This is a genomic window from Novosphingobium sp. BF6 (assembly GCF_058273105.1).
In genome coordinates this window covers 1,829,036-1,847,728 of record NZ_CM177776.1, presented here as the reverse complement: position 1 = coordinate 1,847,728, position 18,693 = coordinate 1,829,036, and the positions used below count along the sequence as shown (strand labels likewise).

Here is an 18,693-nt window from a genome sequence, read left to right as displayed (position 1 = left end):
TTAACAAAGAGCCTCCATTGGCCAGAAAACCGGTGGGGGCGGCTGATCTGTTGGCCGTGATCGGTGAATTAGCGCAACGACATTGGAACAGGCGGACATGGTCGGACAGATTATTCGGGTTAAGGGGCTTAAAGGCGCAATTCTGACGACGACGGCACTCGTTGCCATTTCGCACTTTGCTCCGGCCCATGCAGGGACGGCTTCGAACCAGAGCCAGTTCGAAACGGCTCTGGCCACTGCCAATGCCGATCCAAGCCAGACGATCACCATCACTGGCAGCTTCAACGTCTCAAGCCCCGCAGTCTCCGTCACGAATGACGTGACGATCAGCCTCGGCGCCAATACGCTTGGCATAACCGGAATGGGTGCAAACACCGGTAGCGTGAATATACTGGGCAGCGGCGGTTCCAGCGTCCTGCGCCTCACCGGCACGAACAGTTTCAACGGGCTGAGCGCTTCGAGCAGCATCGTCGCGTTCGACAGCGACAGCGCCCTCGGCACAGGGCCGATCAACCTCACGACGCAGACTTTTCGCGCGCTTCAGGACGTGAGCGTCTCCAAGACCATCACATTGGGCGGTATGGGCGCGACATTCGATACCGGCGGTTATGTCATGACCGTGACCGGCGCAGTCGGTGGCAACGCACCGCTGATCGCCGGTGGGGGCGGCACGCTGGTTCTGACGGGCACCAACAGCTATACCGGCCAGACCATCATTGATGGCACCACCTTGCAGATCGGCAATGGCGGAACCACCGGATCGATCGCCACGACGACGAACGTCGCACTCTCGAATAATGGTACGCTGGCGTTCAACCGGTCTGACGACATCGTCTTCAACCGCGCTGTATCGGGCAGCGGCCTGATCGTTGCGCGCGGCACTGGTGCCGTCACACTGGCAGGCGCAATGACGAACGGCGGCGTTCAGGCGGTGGCAGGCAGCGGCGGCGTCATATTGACAGGCAATCTGACCACGGCCGGTACCAGCTATACCGGTTCCTCGGGAGCTGCGGTCGTCGATCAGGGCGGCACCAGCATCGTCATCAACGGCGGCATCATCACCGCGACATCGAATGGCGGGCTTGAGGATGGTGTTCAGCTCAATGGCGGCACGCTGGCGCTCAACAGCGGCAGCATCACGGCCAAGACTTCGGGCGCCTATGTCCGGTCCGGCGGCGGCGTGATCGTAAATGCCGGTTCCATCACCGGCGGGGACAGCGGCATCAACTTTTCGGGCAGCGGCACGCAATCGCTGACGGTGACGGGCGCAGGTTCCTATACCGGCGGCAATAATGGCGGGGATTCCGGTATCGTTGCGCGCGGCGTGAACGGCAATGTCGTTCTGGGTACGAGCACATCGTCGCTCGGTGCCGTATCGGGCAATTTCGGTATCGATGCGCAGCTCACCGGCACGGGCGCGATCGACATCGTGACCGGCAGCACCGTCGTCGGCAATGCGGGTTCGGCCATCACGGCGCGGGCCATAACGGGGACAGTCTCGGTCACGGCCCTCGGCAATGTCACCGCAACCGGCAGCGGCTATGCAGGTATCTACCTCACCGGAAGCAGCAGCGCCAACAGCGTCACCATAGGCGCCGCCGGTGCATCGACCCAGCCGTCGGTGCAGGGCGCGATCGGCCTGCGCGTCGGCGGAACGGGCACCACCACCCTCGCCAATTACGGCACGATCGGCACCTCCACTGTCGGGGGCAATGCCATTCAGGTCGATGCGGGCACGCTCGTCATCGAGGAGGCGGGCACCATCAACGGCAAGATCGCGGTGGGCGCCAACCGTCTGACCCTGAACTCCGCCACGGCCCAGACCCTGTCGGGCGCGATCACCGGCACGGGTACGGGCACGTTCAACCAGAATGGTTCCGGCCTGCTTACCCTGACAGGCGTGAACAGCGCCGCCAACGGGCAGTTCAGCGGCACCGTGAACGTCAACGCGGGCACCCTCTCGGTGAACGGGACGTTCGGCAACAGCGTCACCAACAGTGCGGTCGTCAATGTCAATGCGGGCGGCACATTGCACGGTTCCGGCATCATCGCCGGTTCGGTCAATGTCGCTTCGGGCGGCACGGTCTCGGCCGGTAACTCGCCGGGCACGCTGACCGTCAATGGCAATTACACGCTGGCCAGCGGTTCAACCTCCCTGTTCGAGCTGGGAACGCCCAATGTGGCCGGGGGCGCGGGCAACGACCTGATCAACGTCAGCGGAAACCTGACCCTTGCGGGCACGCTCAGTCTCGTCAATGCGGCCAATTCTACGGCTTCGCCGGTGGCGGGCGCATACCGTCTCTATAATTATGGCGGTACGCTGACCGGCAGTTTCGACACGGTGGCGACGCCCACGGCGCAGGCCGCGACGGTTTACACCACCATCCCCGGACAGGTGAATGTGCTGATCGCCAATGCGGGTCAGTCCCTGCAATATTGGGATGGCAGCGACAGCACCGGCAGCGGTGCGGGCGGTCAGGGCGGCACGGGCACCTGGAATGCGGCAGGCACGAACTGGGCGGGCGCGCCGACCGGAACCGTGAACACGGGTTGGGGCGCGGGCGTCGGCATTTTCGCCGGGACCGCAGGCATAGTCGCCGTCGCGGGCGCGCAGGATGTTCAGGGCCTTCAGTTCACGGTGGACGGCTATCAGCTTGGCGGCACGGGCACGATCAATCTGACCGGCGATCCCTTCTCCACCCCGGAGCAGAGCTTCGTCAATGTGGATGACCGGGTTGGCGTGACCATCGCCAATACGCTGACCAGCACCGGCGGCACGATCGGGCTGGTCAAGCTGGGGACGGGTACGCTGACATTGTCGGGTACGAACAGCTATACCGGCACGACCAGCGTGACCGCCGGTACGCTGATCGTCGCGGGCGGCGGTTCGCTTGCTTCGGACGTGTCGGTCACCACCGGTGCGACCTTCCAGAATGCGGGAACGGTTGCCGGTACGATCACCAATGACGGGACGCTGACCAGCACCGGCATCCTCGATGCCAGCCTGACCAACACGGGCACGGCGGAGATTTCCGGCGAGGTCAACGGTGCGGTCGACAATAGCGGCGACATTTTGCTCACCGGCACGACCACGGGTGTCGGTACGCTGGTGAATGAAGGGCTGTTCGATCTCGGCGGCACCAGTTTCACCATGGCGTCCCTGTCGGGCACGAACAGCAACGCGGTGCTGACCAACGGCCAGTTGACGGTCGGGTCGGACAACAGCTCCACAAGCTATGCCGGTACGATCACTGACGGGGCAGGCACCACGTCCCTGACCAAGACGGGCAGCGGCACGCTCACCCTGTCGGGTGCGAACAGCTATACCGGGGCCACCACGGTCAGCGGGGGCGTCCTGAACGTGACAGGATCGCTTGCCTCCGCCGTGACGGTGTCGAACGGCGCCCTGCTGTCGAGCACCGGAACGATCGGCGGCCTGACTGTCGGCAATGGCGCGACGGTAGCGCCCAGCTTTGGCGGCACGATCGGCACGCTGAATGTGGCGGGCAATGTTACCTTTGCGACCGGCTCGACCTATCAGGTCGCCACGACCCCGGCGGGGTTATCCGATCGCATTACCGCATCGGGTAAGGCCAAGCTTCAGGGCGGCACGGTGAGCGTTCTTGCGGGCGGCAGCAACTACAACCCGGCGACCCGCTACACGATCCTGTCGGCCAGCGGCGGTGTCACCGGAACATTCTCCAGCGTCACCACGAACCTGGCATTTCTGACGCCCTATCTGAACTATACGGGCGACACGGTGACGCTGGACCTGATCCGCAACAATGTCGCCTTTGGCGATGTGGCGCAGACGCCCAATCAGCGTGCCGTGGCGACGGCCCTTCAGGGGCTTGGCCTGAACTCGAATCTCCCGCTGGGGATCGTCTCGCTCGACGCGGCGGGCGCGCGGAGCGCCTATAATGCCCTGTCCGGCGAAAGCTATGCCGCCGTGCCAATGGCGCTGGTGGATGAGGGGCGCCATCTGCGGGAGGCGCTTCTCCTCAATACGCGGCGTAACGGCGATGGCTTCAGCCTGTGGGGTGATGCCATGGATGACAGCGGCAGGTTCGATAGCGATGCGTCGCTGGGAACGGCCGTGCTGCATACGCACCGCAACGGCATCGTCACGGGCATCGACTATGGCATGGACGGTTTCCGCGCCAGCATCGCCACCGGCTATTCCTACGGAACCTATAATCAAAATGCGCTCCAGAGCCGGTCCAGCGTGAAGTCCTATTATGCGGGCGGCACTGTCGGTTATCGCGTCGGCTCGCTGCGCGTTCAGGCGGGCGGCACCTATAGCTGGCACACACTGAATACCAATCGCGCTGTCGCTTTTGCCGGTTTCTCGGATGCCCTGCATTCTCGGCAGCATGGCAATAGCGCGCAGGGCTTTGGCGAGCTGGGCTATGCCCTGTTCGACGGAAAAGCGGTCAGGCTCGAACCCTTTATCGGCTACACCCATCAGCATGTGTCGGTCGACCCGACAACGGAGATGGGCGGCACGGCGGCGCTGGCCGTGGCGCGCGTCAAGCGGGACATTGATCAGGCGCGTATCGGTTTCCACTTCACCGGATCAACGCCGGTGCCTGGAACGCGCGCGCTGTTCGAACCGCGTCTCTCGCTTGCCTATCAGCGGAGTTGGGGAGATCGGACGGGTGCCGCCACAGTGGCCCTAGCCGGTGCCGCGCCGTTTGAGGTCGCAGGCGCAGCCCTGCCGAAGGACGCCATGCAGATTGACGGTGGCTTCGGCTTCGTGACGGGTAATATCCGTCTGGGTGCCTCCTACCTCGGTACCGTGGGTGACAGCCAGTTCAACCATGGCGGTCGCGTGACATTCGGCATTCAGTTCTGATCCCGACAAGGCCGGCGACGCTTCGGTTCCCGACCGAGGAGCGAGGCGTCGTCGCCTTGTCGGCAAATCCCGCCGCTTGAACCGGCAATGACCGAACGGCGCGTGAAACGCGCTATTCGGTATCGCGCATGATCCTCAGAATGCCAGCCGCAGCTCATCGCGTAATAAAGCTTCATAGTGGATTGTCCGGATCGTTTGAGGATCTGGACATAGAGAAGAGGACTTACGTAGCGTCACGAATGACCGGTTTCGGCGTAACCAGACGCTCCCGCTGATGACGGCGATTGGCAGCAAAGTCTCATCGCAGTGGTTCGCCGTGTCTGGTTCCTCGGTGAACGAATGGCCGCTTCGCAACTGCACATAGGAGGCGCTGAACGGCGGCTCTGTCGGCAGAGCGGAGAAGAAGGGCCGGAACGGGCTCTTCTGGGGATCGGCGTCAGTGAACGCTTCGATGGACTTGTCGCGCCCGTCCAGGGTGACGCGCGGTACGCTGAAGCCTCGCTTCAGTCCGGCGCGCATATTGACGGTCTGCTCATCGAAATAGCGCGGCAGATCGCGCAACTTGTCCAGATAGCGGCGATAGGCCGCCGCATCCCGGAGCGGGCTCCTCGTTTCGAGGCCCGACCAGAACTGGCTGTCGGAGTTGAGCGGCATTTCTCAGGTGCGGAAACGCCCCTCGGCGATGAAGGCCTCCAGACTGGTGCGGAATACCGCGGCATTGATCTTCTCTTCCGGCGAAAGCTGCGCGGCAGGGATGGCATCAAGGCTGGCCAATGCCTTGCGCCAATAGGCGATCCGCGCCTCCTGGCTGGCTGCGTCGACTTTCGGGAAATGATCGGCGGGCCGCTCTTCCTCATCGCTCGGCCGGGCGAACTGCTCGCCGCGCCATTCCCACTCGGCCTCATAAAGGTCCCGAAGGCGTTGGTCGGCAGTCTTCACGGGCGCGGCGCTGCCCGCGGCGGAATGCATGACGAGCAGTCCGGAAAGGAGTGCGAGTGCGGTACGAGATGCAGACATGATGGTCCCTGGCCATGAGAATTGGCGGGAAGGGCGAGATCGAATGCCCGTCTTTTTTGCCCGCCCGAAGCGTCGGCGTCGTTCCGGCTTTCCCGGATACGGCACCAAACCCCTGATCTGCAGTTGCTATTATCGTATACGCATTAGCAAGGGAGACGTCTCCCAGTGCGATATGTAACGGGCGCCCGGCCGATCAGGCTGGCGCGAAGCTTTCGGCGCTCGCCCGCGCCCAGCTGTCGCTGTAGAAGCTGGACGTGGAACGCCCTTCGATCAGATCGTTCGGCTCGGCGAAGTAATGCATGCGGTCGAACTGCCGGATTTCGACGTTGTTCACCCGGTGGACGAGGTGGTGCGGCAGCAGTTCCTCGGGATGGGAGAGACCGGCAGCGGCCAGCATTTCCGCCAAGGCCTGGACCGTCCGCTCATGATAACGCCAGACGCGCTCCGCCTTGTCCGGCACGACGAGCGCCCGGCTGCGCTTCACGTCCTGCGTCGCGACGCCGACCGGGCAGCGATTGGTGTGGCAGCTCATCGACTGGATGCAGCCCAGCGCGAACATGTAGCCACGGGCGGCATTGACCCAGTCCGCCCCGATGGCCAGCACGGCGGCCAGATCGAACGCGCTCGTCAGTCGGCCCGCCACGCCGATCCTGATGCGGTCGCGCAGCCCGGCGCCGACCAGCGTATTGTGGACGAACAACAGGCCCTCGCGCATCGGTACGCCGATGTGATCGCTGAACTCGACCGGCGCCGCGCCCGTCCCGCCCTCGCCGCCGTCGACGACGATGAAGTCGGGCACGATCCCGGTCGCCAGCATCGCCTTGACGATCGCCATGAATTCCCAGGGCAGGCCGATGCAGAGCTTGAAGCCCACCGGCTTTCCGCCCGAAAGCATCCGCAGTTCCTGGAGGAAGGCGATCATCTCCGTCGGGGTGGAAAAGGCGGAATGGCGCGCCGGCGAAATGCAGTCGACGCCCATCGGCACGCCGCGCGTTTCGGCGATTTCCCGCGTTACCTTGCGGGCGGGCAGGACGCCGCCATGGCCGGGCTTCGCGCCCTGGCTCAGCTTCAGCTCGATCATCTTGACCTGCGGCGAGGAGGCCTGGGCGGCAAAGCGCTCCGGATCGAAGTGCCCTTGTTCATCGCGGCACCCGAAATAGCCGCTGGCGATCTGCCAGACGATATCGCCGCCGTTCTCGCGGTGATAGGCACTGAGGCTGCCTTCACCGGTGTCATGGTAGAACCCGCCCAGCGCCGCGCCCTTGTTGAGTGCCCGGATCGCATTGGCCGACAACGCGCCGAAACTCATAGCGGAAATATTGAAGATGCTGGCCGAGTAGGGCTGGGCGCACTGCTCGTTGCCGATGGTGATGCGAAACGAGGCCGGATCGGGCACGGGTGCCGGGGTCAGGGAATGCTGGATGAATTCGTAATCGATTGCGTAAACGTCCCGGATCGTCCCGAAAGGATGGTCGGAGGCGGCCTCCTTGGCCCGGCGATAGACGGTCGAGCGCTGCTCGCGGGAGAAGGGCGTCGCGTCCGTGTCGCTTTCCAGCAGATACTGGCGGATTTCCGGCCGGATCATCTCCACCATCCAGCGGATATGGCCGATCACGGGATAGTTGCGCAGCACCGAGTGTCGGGTCTGGAAGAGATCCCAGCATCCCAGCAGGGTCAGAAAGCCGGACAGCGCAATCAGCGCACCGCCCCAGAAACCGCCCAGAGAACCCGACTGCCGCGATAGCAGCGCGGCGATGAAGACCGCCGCACACAGGATGAAAGCGGTGTAGCGGCCCAGTCGGAATTTCGTCATTGCCCAATCTCGGTGGTTGTTTTGTCCTGTCTGGGGGCAGCGTTAGGCCGTCGCGGTCGCCTTGGAAAGCGTCGGTGCGGTTTGAAGGGAGGGCGAGAGGCCGTCCCGCGCGGTCTGCGCGATGACGGCCTCAGAGCTTCGCCTTATCCGGCGGCAATGTCCGCAGCGGGATAGCTTTCGCTGTCAGAGGGGCATTTCCCCTGCTTCATGATGCTCGGGCGCTTGGGTTCGAACCACTGCGATGACTGGAAATCCTCATCATAGCCAAAGCCGTCATAGATGCAGACTTCGGGCTTCGAGCCGTCCGGGGCAATCACGACTGCCCAGTTGTAGCGGTCTTCGGCCCGTTTCGCGCCGCCCCACACGAGCAGGCGTCTTCCCTTGACCTTGACGATCGGGACTTCCAGTTCGCCCGGTTCGATCGCGGCGCGCTGCTTCGCATCGGGAACCGCCATCTTGATGGCGGCCTTGACCGCCGGATTATCGAGGAAGCGATGGCCGTTCACGGCTTCCGACGGGTATTTGCCGATGTAGGGCGTCAGGTCGATCCGGTCGTTGGCGGCGGACTCGGCGGTTGCGGCCGTGACCAGAGCCTTCGCCGCTTCGCTCCCGGTTGCCGCCGGGGCTTCAGTGGCGGCAGCTTTGTCGGAAGTGTCCGCTGCCTGGCCGCATCCTGCCAGCGCCAGAACGGCAAGAGCCGTGAAACCAACCTTCTTCATAGGATTTCCTTCATTTTCGACGGTGCCCGTCAAATCATTTTCCAACTGGGAAGAACCCGCCCGCAAGGCCGCCGTTCATGCCGCAATACTCGACGGCGCCGGGTTCGGTGACGATGAGGCTGGTTCCCCGGTGGTCGATGTCGAATCGGGCATCGGCAGGATCGGTAACGTGGGCCTGCCATTGCCCCGTGCCCTTGGCGGCGATCGTGCCGGTCGCCTGACAGACCCAATGGCCGCCGGTCGGCTCGGCGGTGTTGGCTTCGAACGTCAGGGCGCCGGATGCGCTGCGGGATATGGCGATCTCGCCGGAGAGATTGCGCCATTTTCCGACCAGCCCCGGCGTCGGGCCCGGACGAATGGCATTCAGGAAGGCGAGGCGGCTGCGCAAAGCCAGACTGAGGTCTGCGAACGTGCGATCGAGGTAGGTGCCGTCGCGCAAGCCGATGAACCACTTCTGATCCGCTCGCAGTTTATCGGCCGAGGGCTTGTCCATCTGCTTGAGCAATATCGCGTAGCGGGCGGCGATCTGGCGATCGAGCGAGGCCAGTGCCGGGCTGGCGCAGATAGCCTTCTCGGCTTGCGAGGAGGCGCGCCGACAATCGAACGAGGGGGCGTTTCCGGGTGCAGCAAGGGCAGTCTGCGGAAGCGCGGAGGCGAGCGACGCCAGCGCCACGCTCGCCGTTGGCGCGAACCATGAAGGGAAGGATGCCACTATGATGTCTCCATCGAGGCGTGAGAGGGGAAAACGGGAAAGGCCGGTGCCGGGCGGCGGATCATCGCGCTCAGGGTCACTGCAAACGTCCTTCCTGCGGCAGCTTCTCCATGCGCGGCGTGTGATAGCCCTGGCTATGGGTGCCGGTCAGCACGCGGCCTTCGCAGGTCATTTTCGTCGTGCGATAGGAGTAGGAGATTTTCAGATATCCGGCTGCCGGATCGGCATGGTAGACCTGCCAGCCTTCAGTGACATCGTAGGCGGAATGGGTTGGCCCGTCGCTGACGGGGCCTTTGCTGTCGATCTGGGTCTGGCGCGTGCCGCCTTCGATCTGAACCGACTTGGGATCCGCTTTTGCCAGATCCTGCCGATAGGTCTCGTCAAGGAAGGCATGGCAGGTGGCGAAGTCCTTGAATTCCTGCCGTGGGATCGGAATGGGCGGGAGATGGCCGCTGGCATGCGCGGCGGATGCCGGATGGCACAGCAATACGATAGCTGAGACGAGGCTGCTCCGCTGGCCGAGCATTGCGAAAGCGTTGCGAACCAAAGCATTGTCTCCCGTTGCGGAAACATGATCGGTGTTCAATTCTTTCCTGTCAAGAAAATAATCGATGTTTAATTATGGGGCTTCCGGATCGGCAAAGGCGGTTCGTGTGGCGGATCCCATTAGGCAATCTGGCTCTCTATCGCCACGTATCTGGCCGATCGGCTCCTTGCCGTTCGTGCTTGTTTGCGGAGTTTTTGAGGTCTTAGAATTCGTTTGAGAATTCTCATGGGTGGACGGTTCTTCGGAGCATGGGGCTGCCGAGAGCGACATGGATCATCGCCTCTGAGACGTCGACCCGCTGCTCGTAATCGCGAACGAGCCGTTTCCAGCGGATGGCCCATCCGAAGGTGCACTCGACGACCCAGCGCCTGGGCAGCATCTTGAAGCCCGGCTCCTTGTCGGAACGGCAGATGATCTCAAGGACAAAGTCCTGATAAATTGCGGCATTCATAAGGCGGCTTCGAACAGGTCGGTTCCGGGTAAAAATCTTTCAAAGCCGCTATCTGTCCGGTTCTGGCTAGTCATCGCCACAAAGCTGCCGCTCGTCAGCAGGTACTACTCAGGAAGTATAAAGCGGAGCGTACCAGCTCGGCGAGCCGGAGCGCCGGTATCACTCGGATGATTCATACCGACCATGACAGGTACATCTAGGAAGTCGAATGGACTCACCCCATCGAGGCACGCGACATTCACCCCATACTTGTTCTGGTTTGAGCGGCGCTGATCGTGAGTGTAGATCCCGCAGTGTGAGCAAAAGAAATGGTGTGCTGATCCGGTGTTAAACCGGTAGCTAGTAAGAGCGTCCTCACCTTGCACGATCCTCACGCCCCCCATTTCCGCCACAGCTTCTAGCATCCTGCAGTACGAGCAGGTGCACCGGCGAATAGTGTGAAAGCCGTTACTCAACATCGCTACGAAACGCACTGCTCCGCAATGGCATTTGCCGGCAAGGATATCCTGATTATCCATTTCGAATCTTTCAGCAGCTGTGGCGTCAGCCTACGTCCGCTTTCAGCGCTGCTGCAACCGCGAGTTGATGTCCGCAATGTCGGCGTCTGCCGCTGGAGCGCTTTGCCGATTAAAATCCTGCACGGCTGTCATTCCGGTTCCGGCGACCGGCATTGCGTCCCTTGATGACCGGGCGGGTTGGTTAGCTGACATCTAAGAAGCGTGCCAAGTGCTCAAAATCACGCTTGAACTGGTCATGAAAGAAGCGGCCCAGCTTCTCAACTTCGGCCTGCTCCGCTGAAGAGCCGGGCTCAAACTTAACTCTGTCCACGTCCCGTCCAATGTGGGCTTGGCTCCCACCTAGAACGTGATCTGTTTGGCTCTCGATGCCAGTGAACCCGATTATAGCATCAGGTAGGTTGGGCGACCGACGTCATCGCGATGCCGATAGTCAGGTTTTCCTCGAATTTCGACGCAAACATCGAGGGTACCAGTCTGAGGGGGGATTATGATGGAGCCCCAGTTTTTCCATTAAATTCGGGCGATTAAGCTGCGGGAAAAAGCCCTCTTCGACACCTCGGTCTTAGGCCTCATGCGCGATGCATATCATTATATTGATATCAATGGATTAATTATTATTGAACATTGATAATTTTCACTCTAGCGATGACGGTGCGACGATCTTGACCCGATGGGTCTGCGGAAGAAGGGGCGGTTCCATGCGTCTACTATCATTGCATCGAGTGCGACCCAGCCCGCTGTCGATGACCCTGCTTCGGGCCACAGCGGCCTTAGCATTATGTTTCCCCGCACCGGTCGCCTTCGGACAGGAAGATGAAGCCGATCAGCGTGCCGAAATTAGGCGGACGCTGCTCGGCCAGCCGGGCATGAATAAGATCACACTCGATATCTACAAGGGGCAGGCGGCGCTTAGCGCGCGGCTGAATCAGCTGGTTTCGATTGGCGTGCTTTGCCATCTGCTGGGTGAGGAAGATGCCCAGACGATCCACGCCGCCGCCACGGCGGATCTGGAGGACGCCGCCTATATGCTGGACGATGCGGACAGGGCCTTTGCGGATGCCTATCGGCAGGGGGTGGTGGCGGGCATGGCCCGGGCAGGCGATCCGATGGATCAAGTGAATGACGAGGGGTGCGCGCGCTTTGCCAAACCCGGTGGTTTGCTGACCAAGATCATGACTTGGACCGGCAAGCCGCAATATACGGCGGCTGGAACGCTTGCCAGCCCACGAACGATACCCTGACATCCCTTACGCCCATGGAAAGGATCATCATGCGATATTCGCCCATCATCGTTGCAGTTTTGGCGGCGCTGTGCGCATCGGCGCCCGCCATGGCAGCTGTGCCGGACGTCGGCGATCCGCCTTGGCTGCGGACCTGCCGGGCCCAGGATAGAATGGAAAGCGAATGCTATGTCGCGCAGGCGCGGGTGCTGGAGGCGCGGCAGGATGCCGCCGTGCGCGGCATTCGGGCACGACTGGCGAAAGCGGGCCCGGCGGGCACGGACTATGCCGCCGTCGCCCAGAATTTCGAAGCTGCGCAAAAGGCATGGAAATCCTATGCCACGCTGGATTGTGCAATGCTGGACGACAGCTTTCAGGGCGGCAACGGCGCCACGGTGGCCACCGTGGCATGCATGATGGACCATCTGGACACGCGGCAGAAGCTGCTGGCGGCATGGGAAGACTGGCTGGAATGAGGGGAAACCGGCCTGGCGGGCTATCGGTGTTGGTGGAAGTCAGATGGCAAAACGCTAGAATGGCCACATGCCAAGGCTCACACAATTCAACATATGGGATGAGGACGGCCGGCTTCTCTGCACAGCCTGTGGGTTTGATACCGAGGTTCAAATCCCACGGTAGACGGAAGATGAAGCCTTGCCCATTTTCATCTGCGAAGCGTGCCTTTGGGAGCCAGGTGATCTGCCCCCTTCAGAGTGGTCCAAAATCTCTGTTATTTTGGACCATCGAGGAGTTTGGAAATGGGCAAGAGGCACAAACCGGAAGAGATCATCGGCAAGTTGCGTGAGGCGGAGATCGTGTTGGCACAGGGCGGGACGACCGCGGACGCGTGTCGGCGGATCGCAGTTACCGAGCAGACCTATTATCGTTGGCGCAAGGAATATGGGGGCCTGAAGACCGACCAGGCACGGCGCATGAAGGATCTGGAGAAGGAGAATCTGCGGCTACGGCGGGCGATCTCTGACCTGACGCTCGATAAACTGATCTTGCAGGAGGCGGCCCGGGGAAACTTCTGAGCCCTGCGCGCCGACGGCGGTGCATTGATCATGTACGCGGCACCTTGGCAGTATCCGAGCGCAGGATATGCCGGGTGCTTGGCCAGCATAGATCGACGCAGCGCAAGATGCCGCGCGGGGCGGATGACGAGGAAGCGCTGACCGCCGATATCGTGGCCTTGGCACGGCAATACGGTCGCTACGGCTATCGCCGGGTGACGGCGCTGCTGCGCGATGCGGGGTGGGCGGTGAACCGCAAGCGCGTCGAGCGTATCTGGCGGCGCGAGGGCCTGAAGGTGCCGCAGAAGCAACCCAAGCGGGGGCGGCTATGGCTGAACGATGGTTCGTGTATCCGGCAGCGCCCCGAATATCCGGGACACGTCTGGGCCTATGACTTCGTCGAGGGCCGTACCCACGATGGCCGCAAGTTCCGCATCCTGACGATTATCGATGAAGCCAGCCGCGAATGCCTCGCCCTGATCGTGGCGCGGCAACTCAAACACGAAGACGTGCTGGCGGCTCTGGCCGACCTGTTCATCGAGCGCGGTCCGCCTGCCAATATCAGGTCCGATAATGGCAGCGAATTTATCGCGACGGCAGTCCAGTCATGGCTGGGCCGGATCGGGGTGAAGACGCTCTACATCACCCCGGCGTCACCATGGGAGAACGGCTACAACGAGAGCTTCAACGGCTCGCTTCGTGACGAGTTACTCAACGGCGAGATCTTCTACAGCCTCGCCGAGGCGAAGGTGCTGATCGAAGCCTGGCGGAGACATTACAACACAATCCGTCCTCACAGCAGCCTCGGTTACCGACCGCCGGCACCAGAAACAGCTTCTCCGCCATTGCCGCCTTCCGGTTCCGCTTCGCTCCACCTCCAGGCGGCAATGGCAACGGAGGCAACAATGCACTAACAATCGCTACGGACCACTCAGTGGGGGCCGATCACTGTGCGCTGTTCAATGCGCGACCTTCTCCGACCGGCTGGTGGATTGCAAACTATGCGCGCCATAACTTCTTGCGAATAAGTTGCAATAGCTGAGTGAAAAATGCTTGAGCAGCGAAGGAGCTCGCACGGGCGGCTTTCGGGGCGCCTAGAGCGGATTTCGACCGGTATGAATCGATGGGGATTCCCTGCGATGGCGTTTTGTGATTCCTAATCCCTGCTGGTGAAGGAGGCTGGCATGGATGGGTCACCCGCTTTCGATGGATTTGCGCGCTCGGCTTCTGGCAGCGATCGATAACGGATTGAGTTGCCGGGCGGCGGCAAGCCGATTTGGCGTTGCCCCCTCGACGGCGATCCGTTGGCATGCGCGTCGGCGCGACACGGGCGCCTTTGCCGCCAAACCGCAAGGTGGTGATGTGCGTTCACGCCGGATCGAGGAGCGAGCAGCGGAAGTCCTCTCTATCTGGGAGGCGCGGAAGGACATTTCGCTGGAAGAACTGCGGGTGACGCTGGCCCGCGCCGACCTGATCGTCTCGGTAGCCGGGCTTCATCGGTTCTTCGTGCGTCGGGGCATGACGCGCAAAAAAAGACTGGCCATGCAATCGAGCAGGACCGTCCCGACGTCCTGAAGCAACGGCATGATTGGTTCGAGGGGCAGGTTGATCTCGAACCCGGAAGCCTGGTTTTCATCGATGAAACGTGGACCGCCACCAACATGACCCGCAGTCATGGCCGCTGCGCCAAAGGCGAGAGACTGCGGATGGGTTTCCCTCACGGGCACCGCAAGACCACCACGCTGGTCGCCGCTCTGCGCATGACCGGCATGGTCGCGCCAATGGTGCTGGACGGTCCCATCAACGGCGATTGGTTCGAGGCCTACGTCGCCCAGGTACTCGTACCCGAACTGCGGCCCGGTGACGTCGTCATAATGGACAATCTGTCCAGCCATAAACGTCCGGCAGTCCGGGATCGGATCGAAGCTGCAGGCGCGACCTTGCGCTTCCTTCCGCCCTACAGCCCAGACTTCAATCCGATCGAGAAGGCCTTCTCCCGCCTCAAGGCGTTGCTCAGGAAAATCGGCGAGCGAACGGTCAGCGGCCTGTGGAGCCTGATCGGCAAGCTCGTCGACATCTTCCAACCCACGGAATGCGCCAATTACTTCAGCTCTTGCGGCTATGATCCAGACTGATCGAAATCCGCTCTAAATGAGGCACTGGACGGCGGCTCTGTCGGCGGATTTTGGATTGGGCAGCAGGGCAGGGGCTTTGGCAGCTTCGCGCCCCGTTTCAGACAATCGGTGGCGGCCTAACCGATCCTGGAAGCTGTCCTTCAGGTATGGAGCAGGATCCTGACACCGCTTTTCGCCCGGCCTGCGGCGTGGAAGGTCCTCGATGCCATCGTCGGGGTCGTTATGCTGGCCTCGGTTGTATCCCTGATCGGGAGGATTGTCTTAAGGCCCGCCCGACGACGAACCATGATCCAGCGCCTGATTAAGGGCGTCCTCGAACCGCTGATTGCCAGACTGCGCCACATTGAAGCGCATGGGCGGTGCAGCAGACTGCGAAACGCTGAACACGTTGCCTGGAGCCAGCACCACGCCAACCTCCAGGCAGCGCTTGGCAACATCTTCTCTGAGCGGCCATGTGCTGGGCTCATAGGCTGCCATTGGAAACGTCAGCCCATGCCCGCGATTAGTGCCACGCCGCTGCGCGTTTCTGGCATCGCGCACTGGCCCTTATTGTAGGATCTGGCCTACCAGATTCTCTGCTCGTTGATGGTTTGGTTACGATTAAGGTGTCCTCTACGCTGCTCGGCGAGCCTACCCCTTGGCATCCGGCAAACGGTAGACCCAAACTCGACGCCGACACTTGTCGGCAAAGTTGGGAAATCGGGCTGAAGATTTGGATTGCTTAATTGGTATGATTTGATTGGTTGACGATTCTCACAATTCGGACCACAAGACTGGTATATAAGAAATTGGGAGAGTCAGAGTGGCCATTGGTCAGGGGTTCGCGGGAAGGAGTCGCGCCGGCATTCGCGTGGTATTGTTGGCCGGGGTGTCGCTCGTTGCGGGAGCGACGGCTTCTGCATCCGCGCAGGATACCGATCAGAACGAAAAGGCGATATCCCCGTCTACCGATCCGGCTGCTAATGAAATTCTCGTCACCGGCGTGCGCGAGACGATGCAGAACTCCATCGAGACAAAGCGCGAATCCGACGCCATCGTCGATGCCATCTCCTCCAGGGAGATCGGCGAACTTCCAGGCCAATCGGTCGGCGAAGTTATCGCCACGATCACTGGGGCATCGATCGACCGCGCCAATTACGGTCCCACCGAAGTCTCGATCCGCGGGCTGGGCTCGGGCCTGAGCATGACCACGTTCAACGGTCGCGAAGCCACCAACGGTTCGGGCGACCGCGCGGTCAACTTCGGGCAGTTCCCGTCCGAGCTGTTCAACGCGATCAAGATCTACAAGACCCAGCAGGCAGATCTCATCGAAGGCGGCGTCGCCGGCCTGATCGAAATGGAGACGCGCAAGCCGCTGGACTACAAGAAGCGCCAGATTCAGGCCGAGATCAAGGGCAACGCCAACCCCTATCAGGACCGCATCTCCGGCGAGAGCCCCTACGGCTATCGCATGACCGCCAGCTACATCGACCAGTTCCAGCTTGGGGCGCTGGGCGATGTCGGCATCTCGATCGGCTACCAGCGTAACAAGGTGAGCGACCCGGTCGAGCGGTTCTATACCAGTTCCACTTGGTTCACCTGCAATGCGGCGGTCGTATCCACCGGAAACTGCACCGAAGTCAGCCGCGAGCAGGGCAATTCGGGCACGCCGTTCTACCACGCTTCCAATTCCTACGCGTTCCGGCAGATGACGGCGAAGGAGACACGCAATGCCGTATTCGGCGCATTGCAGTGGAAGCCCAGCCCGACGATCGACGTCAATCTGGATGTTCAGTATTCGCGCCGCCAGTACAGCGAGGAGCGCCACGACTTCGGCACGGCCGAAGGACGCTACAACCTGCACAACGTCGTCATCGGTGACAATCATCAGCTGCTGGAAGCGGATGGTTCGGCCACGATGCAGGCGGTCTCGGGCCTGTTCCAGCGGGATGAGAAATACCTGGGCCTTGGCGGAAACGTGGAATGGGAGGCAAGCGACCGCCTGACCCTCGCCGCCGACTTCGGATATTCCCATACCAAGCGTGTGGACATCAATCGTCAGGTCCGCCTGCGCACCGATCCCTTCGACATCTATGGCAACCGCACCGCGATCAACAACCAGCGCATTCCCTATCACGTCGATTCCAGCCAGAGCTTCCTGCCGGTCCTGACGTTCGACGAGCGCTTCGACCCGACCGACTACGACCTGTTCAGCGACGATGCGCGCCTGACGCGATCGCAGACGGGGCGTGACGATGAAATCTACGCGGGCCGTCTCGACGCGAAGTACCGGATGGACGGCTTCCTCGAACAGATCGCTATCGGCGGCCGATGGGCCCAGCGCAAGTTCTTCGGCTATACCAACGACGTCAACATCGACCAGAACGATCCTGCGGTCGACCGTGCGGTCAATCTGGCGTGCCGTACGCCGTTCCCGCAGAAGAGCTTCTTCGCGGATGGTCCTTCGGGCGCGATCACCGGCTACGCCACCTTCGATGCCCTGTGCCAGTTCCGTAATTACCTGGGCACCGAAGACCCCGGCAACAGCGGCGACCTGCGCGCTGTCGAGAACTCCGACGTGACGGAGAAGACCCTCGCCGGTTATGTCATGGCGACCTATTCGGGGAAGCTTGGCGGCATTCCGGTGCGCGGCAACGTCGGCGTGCGCGGCGTTCATACCGAAGTGACCGCACGCGGTCTGCGCAGCCAGCTGGATGTGATCAACAATTCGGACGGATCGATTTCGCTGCGGGAGAACGTCGGGTCCTTCGTCAACACGCGTGAGACCGCCAGTTCGATGCGCTGGCTGCCCAGCCTCAACGCGATCTTCGACGTTTCGAACAAGGCACGCCTGCGCACGGGGCTTTACCGCGCGATGTCGCGCCCGGCGCCGAGCGCGCTTGGCGCCGGGCGGCAGATCACGCTGGAGACGGGCACCGGCTACACCTCGGTGACGGATGCGATCAACACGATCATCGCCACCGGCAGCCCCGCGCTCAAGCCGACGATGTCGTGGAACGCGGACCTCAGCTTCGAATACTACGCCAACAAGGACACGCTGCTGGCGGCGGCCGTGTACTACAAGCGGTTCACCGGTGGCCGTATTCCGATTGAGGAGGATGAAGACTTCACGATCGGCGGCGCCACGTATTCGGTGCCGGTCACCCAGACCACCAACAGCGATGAGAAGAGCGACCTCTACGGTCTGGAAATCACCGCCAGCAATCAGTTCACCTGGCTGCCCCGCCCGCTGGACGGGCTGGGTGCGAAGCTGAGCTACAACTATGCCTGGACCAACTTCAAGACCCAGGACATCCGCTACGGCGACGTGATCGATTCCGCGACCGGCACGGTGACGCCGGGCCTGATCCCGACGGCCAGCCTGAGCGGCTATTCCAAGCACGTCTTCTCGGCACAGGCGTTCTACGAGATCGGGCCGTTCTCCATTCAGGGGATCTACCGCTATCGTTCGCGGTATTATCAGGCCTTCACCAGCGACAACACGCAGCTGCGCTATGTGAAGGGCAACGATACCTTCGACGTCAACGTGCGCTACACCATCAACAAGACTGCGGACATCCGTCTGCAGGCGCTGAACATCTTCAACGAGCCTCGGGTCGAATACATGCCGGTCATCGGCAGCACGCGAAATGTTGAATACTACGGGCCGCAATACTTCCTGAGCCTGCGTCTGCGTCTGCGCTGACGGCTTGC

The 18,693-nt window shown here is 61.8% G+C and carries 15 protein-coding genes and 1 pseudogene; 7 read left to right on the top strand and 9 right to left on the bottom strand.

Annotation, left to right across the window (positions count from 1 at the left end; all coding sequences use genetic code 11):
- Nucleotides 1–97: 97 nt before the first annotated feature.
- The gene (locus tag AC4D6D_RS23120; protein WP_491327844.1) at nt 98–4,855 is read left to right on the top strand and encodes an autotransporter-associated beta strand repeat-containing protein; all 4,758 of its coding nucleotides are present in this window, start codon (nt 98–100) and stop codon (nt 4,853–4,855) included.
- A gap of 135 nt (nt 4,856–4,990) precedes the next feature.
- On the opposite strand, the gene AC4D6D_RS23115 is transcribed toward AC4D6D_RS23120, so the two are convergent.
- The 8 genes and pseudogenes from AC4D6D_RS23115 to AC4D6D_RS23080 all read right to left on the bottom strand — a co-directional run bounded on the left by AC4D6D_RS23115 (nt 4,991) and on the right by AC4D6D_RS23080 (nt 10,572).
- The gene (locus AC4D6D_RS23115; RefSeq protein WP_491327843.1) at nt 4,991–5,509 is read right to left on the bottom strand and encodes a hypothetical protein; all 519 of its coding nucleotides are present in this window, start codon (nt 5,507–5,509) and stop codon (nt 4,991–4,993) included.
- Nucleotides 5,510–5,512: 3 nt separating this feature from the next.
- A complete protein-coding gene (locus AC4D6D_RS23110; RefSeq protein WP_491327842.1) occupies nt 5,513–5,872 on the bottom strand; it encodes a hypothetical protein in 360 nt (119 codons plus the stop codon).
- A gap of 193 nt (nt 5,873–6,065) precedes the next feature.
- Complete coding sequence (locus AC4D6D_RS23105; RefSeq protein ID WP_491327841.1) at nt 6,066–7,685, bottom strand: FMN-binding glutamate synthase family protein; 1,620 nt, start codon at nt 7,683–7,685, stop codon at nt 6,066–6,068.
- A gap of 143 nt (nt 7,686–7,828) precedes the next feature.
- Nucleotides 7,829–8,404: a hypothetical protein gene (locus AC4D6D_RS23100; RefSeq protein WP_491327840.1), complete on the bottom strand. Its 576-nt coding sequence runs from the start codon at nt 8,402–8,404 to the stop codon at nt 7,829–7,831.
- Nucleotides 8,405–8,438: 34 nt separating this feature from the next.
- Nucleotides 8,439–9,116 carry a lysozyme inhibitor LprI family protein gene (locus tag AC4D6D_RS23095; RefSeq protein ID WP_491327839.1) on the bottom strand — a complete coding sequence of 226 codons (678 nt, stop codon included), beginning with the start codon at nt 9,114–9,116 and terminating at the stop codon, nt 8,439–8,441.
- 76 nt (nt 9,117–9,192) lie between these two features.
- A complete protein-coding gene (locus AC4D6D_RS23090; RefSeq protein WP_491327838.1) occupies nt 9,193–9,663 on the bottom strand; it encodes a hypothetical protein in 471 nt (156 codons plus the stop codon).
- A 223-nt stretch (nt 9,664–9,886) separates the two neighbouring features.
- Nucleotides 9,887–10,126: pseudogene (locus tag AC4D6D_RS23085) on the bottom strand (transposase); the annotation flags it as partial.
- Nucleotides 10,127–10,218: 92 nt separating this feature from the next.
- Nucleotides 10,219–10,572 carry a GFA family protein gene (locus tag AC4D6D_RS23080; RefSeq protein WP_491328802.1) on the bottom strand — a complete coding sequence of 118 codons (354 nt, stop codon included), beginning with the start codon at nt 10,570–10,572 and terminating at the stop codon, nt 10,219–10,221.
- Between AC4D6D_RS23080 and AC4D6D_RS23075 the strand changes: the two genes are divergently transcribed.
- From AC4D6D_RS23075 to AC4D6D_RS23055, 5 genes are all read left to right on the top strand, one after another.
- Entirely contained in the window at nt 10,552–10,797 is a 246-nt protein-coding gene (locus AC4D6D_RS23075) for a hypothetical protein (RefSeq protein ID WP_491328812.1), read from the top strand. The genes AC4D6D_RS23080 and AC4D6D_RS23075 overlap by 21 nt on opposite strands.
- Before the next feature lie 578 nt (nt 10,798–11,375).
- Nucleotides 11,376–11,873: a hypothetical protein gene (locus AC4D6D_RS23070; protein WP_491327837.1), complete on the top strand. Its 498-nt coding sequence runs from the start codon at nt 11,376–11,378 to the stop codon at nt 11,871–11,873.
- A 152-nt stretch (nt 11,874–12,025) separates the two neighbouring features.
- A complete protein-coding gene (locus AC4D6D_RS23065; protein WP_491327836.1) occupies nt 12,026–12,328 on the top strand; it encodes a lysozyme inhibitor LprI family protein in 303 nt (100 codons plus the stop codon).
- 282 nt (nt 12,329–12,610) lie between these two features.
- Nucleotides 12,611–13,779 (top strand): IS3 family transposase gene (locus tag AC4D6D_RS23060; RefSeq protein WP_491327196.1). Its coding sequence is split into 2 segments (ribosomal slippage): nt 12,611–12,872 and nt 12,872–13,779, totalling 1,170 coding nucleotides; the frame shifts between segments, so codons are not numbered across the junction.
- 274 nt (nt 13,780–14,053) lie between these two features.
- A protein-coding gene (locus AC4D6D_RS23055; protein ID WP_491327473.1) for an IS630 family transposase occupies nt 14,054–15,000 on the top strand; the annotation gives its coding sequence in 2 pieces (ribosomal slippage) (nt 14,054–14,390 and nt 14,390–15,000; 948 coding nt in all).
- 261 nt (nt 15,001–15,261) lie between these two features.
- Here AC4D6D_RS23055 and AC4D6D_RS23050 read toward each other — a convergent pair.
- Nucleotides 15,262–15,477: a hypothetical protein gene (locus tag AC4D6D_RS23050; protein ID WP_491327835.1), complete on the bottom strand. Its 216-nt coding sequence runs from the start codon at nt 15,475–15,477 to the stop codon at nt 15,262–15,264.
- A 325-nt stretch (nt 15,478–15,802) separates the two neighbouring features.
- Here AC4D6D_RS23050 and AC4D6D_RS23045 point away from each other — a divergent pair, with 325 nt between their 5' ends.
- Nucleotides 15,803–18,685 (top strand): TonB-dependent receptor, encoded by a 2,883-nt coding sequence (locus AC4D6D_RS23045; RefSeq protein WP_491327834.1) that lies wholly within the window; start codon nt 15,803–15,805, stop codon nt 18,683–18,685.
- Nucleotides 18,686–18,693 lie beyond the last annotated feature (8 nt).

Excerpts from the sequence above, each read along its gene's own strand:
- AC4D6D_RS23120 (WP_491327844.1), top strand. The coding sequence starts at position 98 with ATGGTCGGACAGATTATTCGGGTTAAGGGGCTTAAAGGCGCAATTCTG.
- AC4D6D_RS23115 (WP_491327843.1), bottom strand. The coding sequence starts at position 5,509 with ATGCCGCTCAACTCCGACAGCCAGTTCTGGTCGGGCCTCGAAACGAGG.
- AC4D6D_RS23110 (WP_491327842.1), bottom strand. The coding sequence starts at position 5,872 with ATGTCTGCATCTCGTACCGCACTCGCACTCCTTTCCGGACTGCTCGTC.
- AC4D6D_RS23105 (WP_491327841.1), bottom strand. The coding sequence starts at position 7,685 with ATGACGAAATTCCGACTGGGCCGCTACACCGCTTTCATCCTGTGTGCG.
- AC4D6D_RS23100 (WP_491327840.1), bottom strand. The coding sequence starts at position 8,404 with ATGAAGAAGGTTGGTTTCACGGCTCTTGCCGTTCTGGCGCTGGCAGGA.
- AC4D6D_RS23080 (WP_491328802.1), bottom strand. The coding sequence starts at position 10,572 with ATGTTGAGTAACGGCTTTCACACTATTCGCCGGTGCACCTGCTCGTAC.
- AC4D6D_RS23070 (WP_491327837.1), top strand. The coding sequence starts at position 11,376 with ATGACCCTGCTTCGGGCCACAGCGGCCTTAGCATTATGTTTCCCCGCA.
- AC4D6D_RS23065 (WP_491327836.1), top strand. The coding sequence starts at position 12,026 with ATGGAAAGCGAATGCTATGTCGCGCAGGCGCGGGTGCTGGAGGCGCGG.
- AC4D6D_RS23050 (WP_491327835.1), bottom strand. The coding sequence starts at position 15,477 with ATGGCAGCCTATGAGCCCAGCACATGGCCGCTCAGAGAAGATGTTGCC.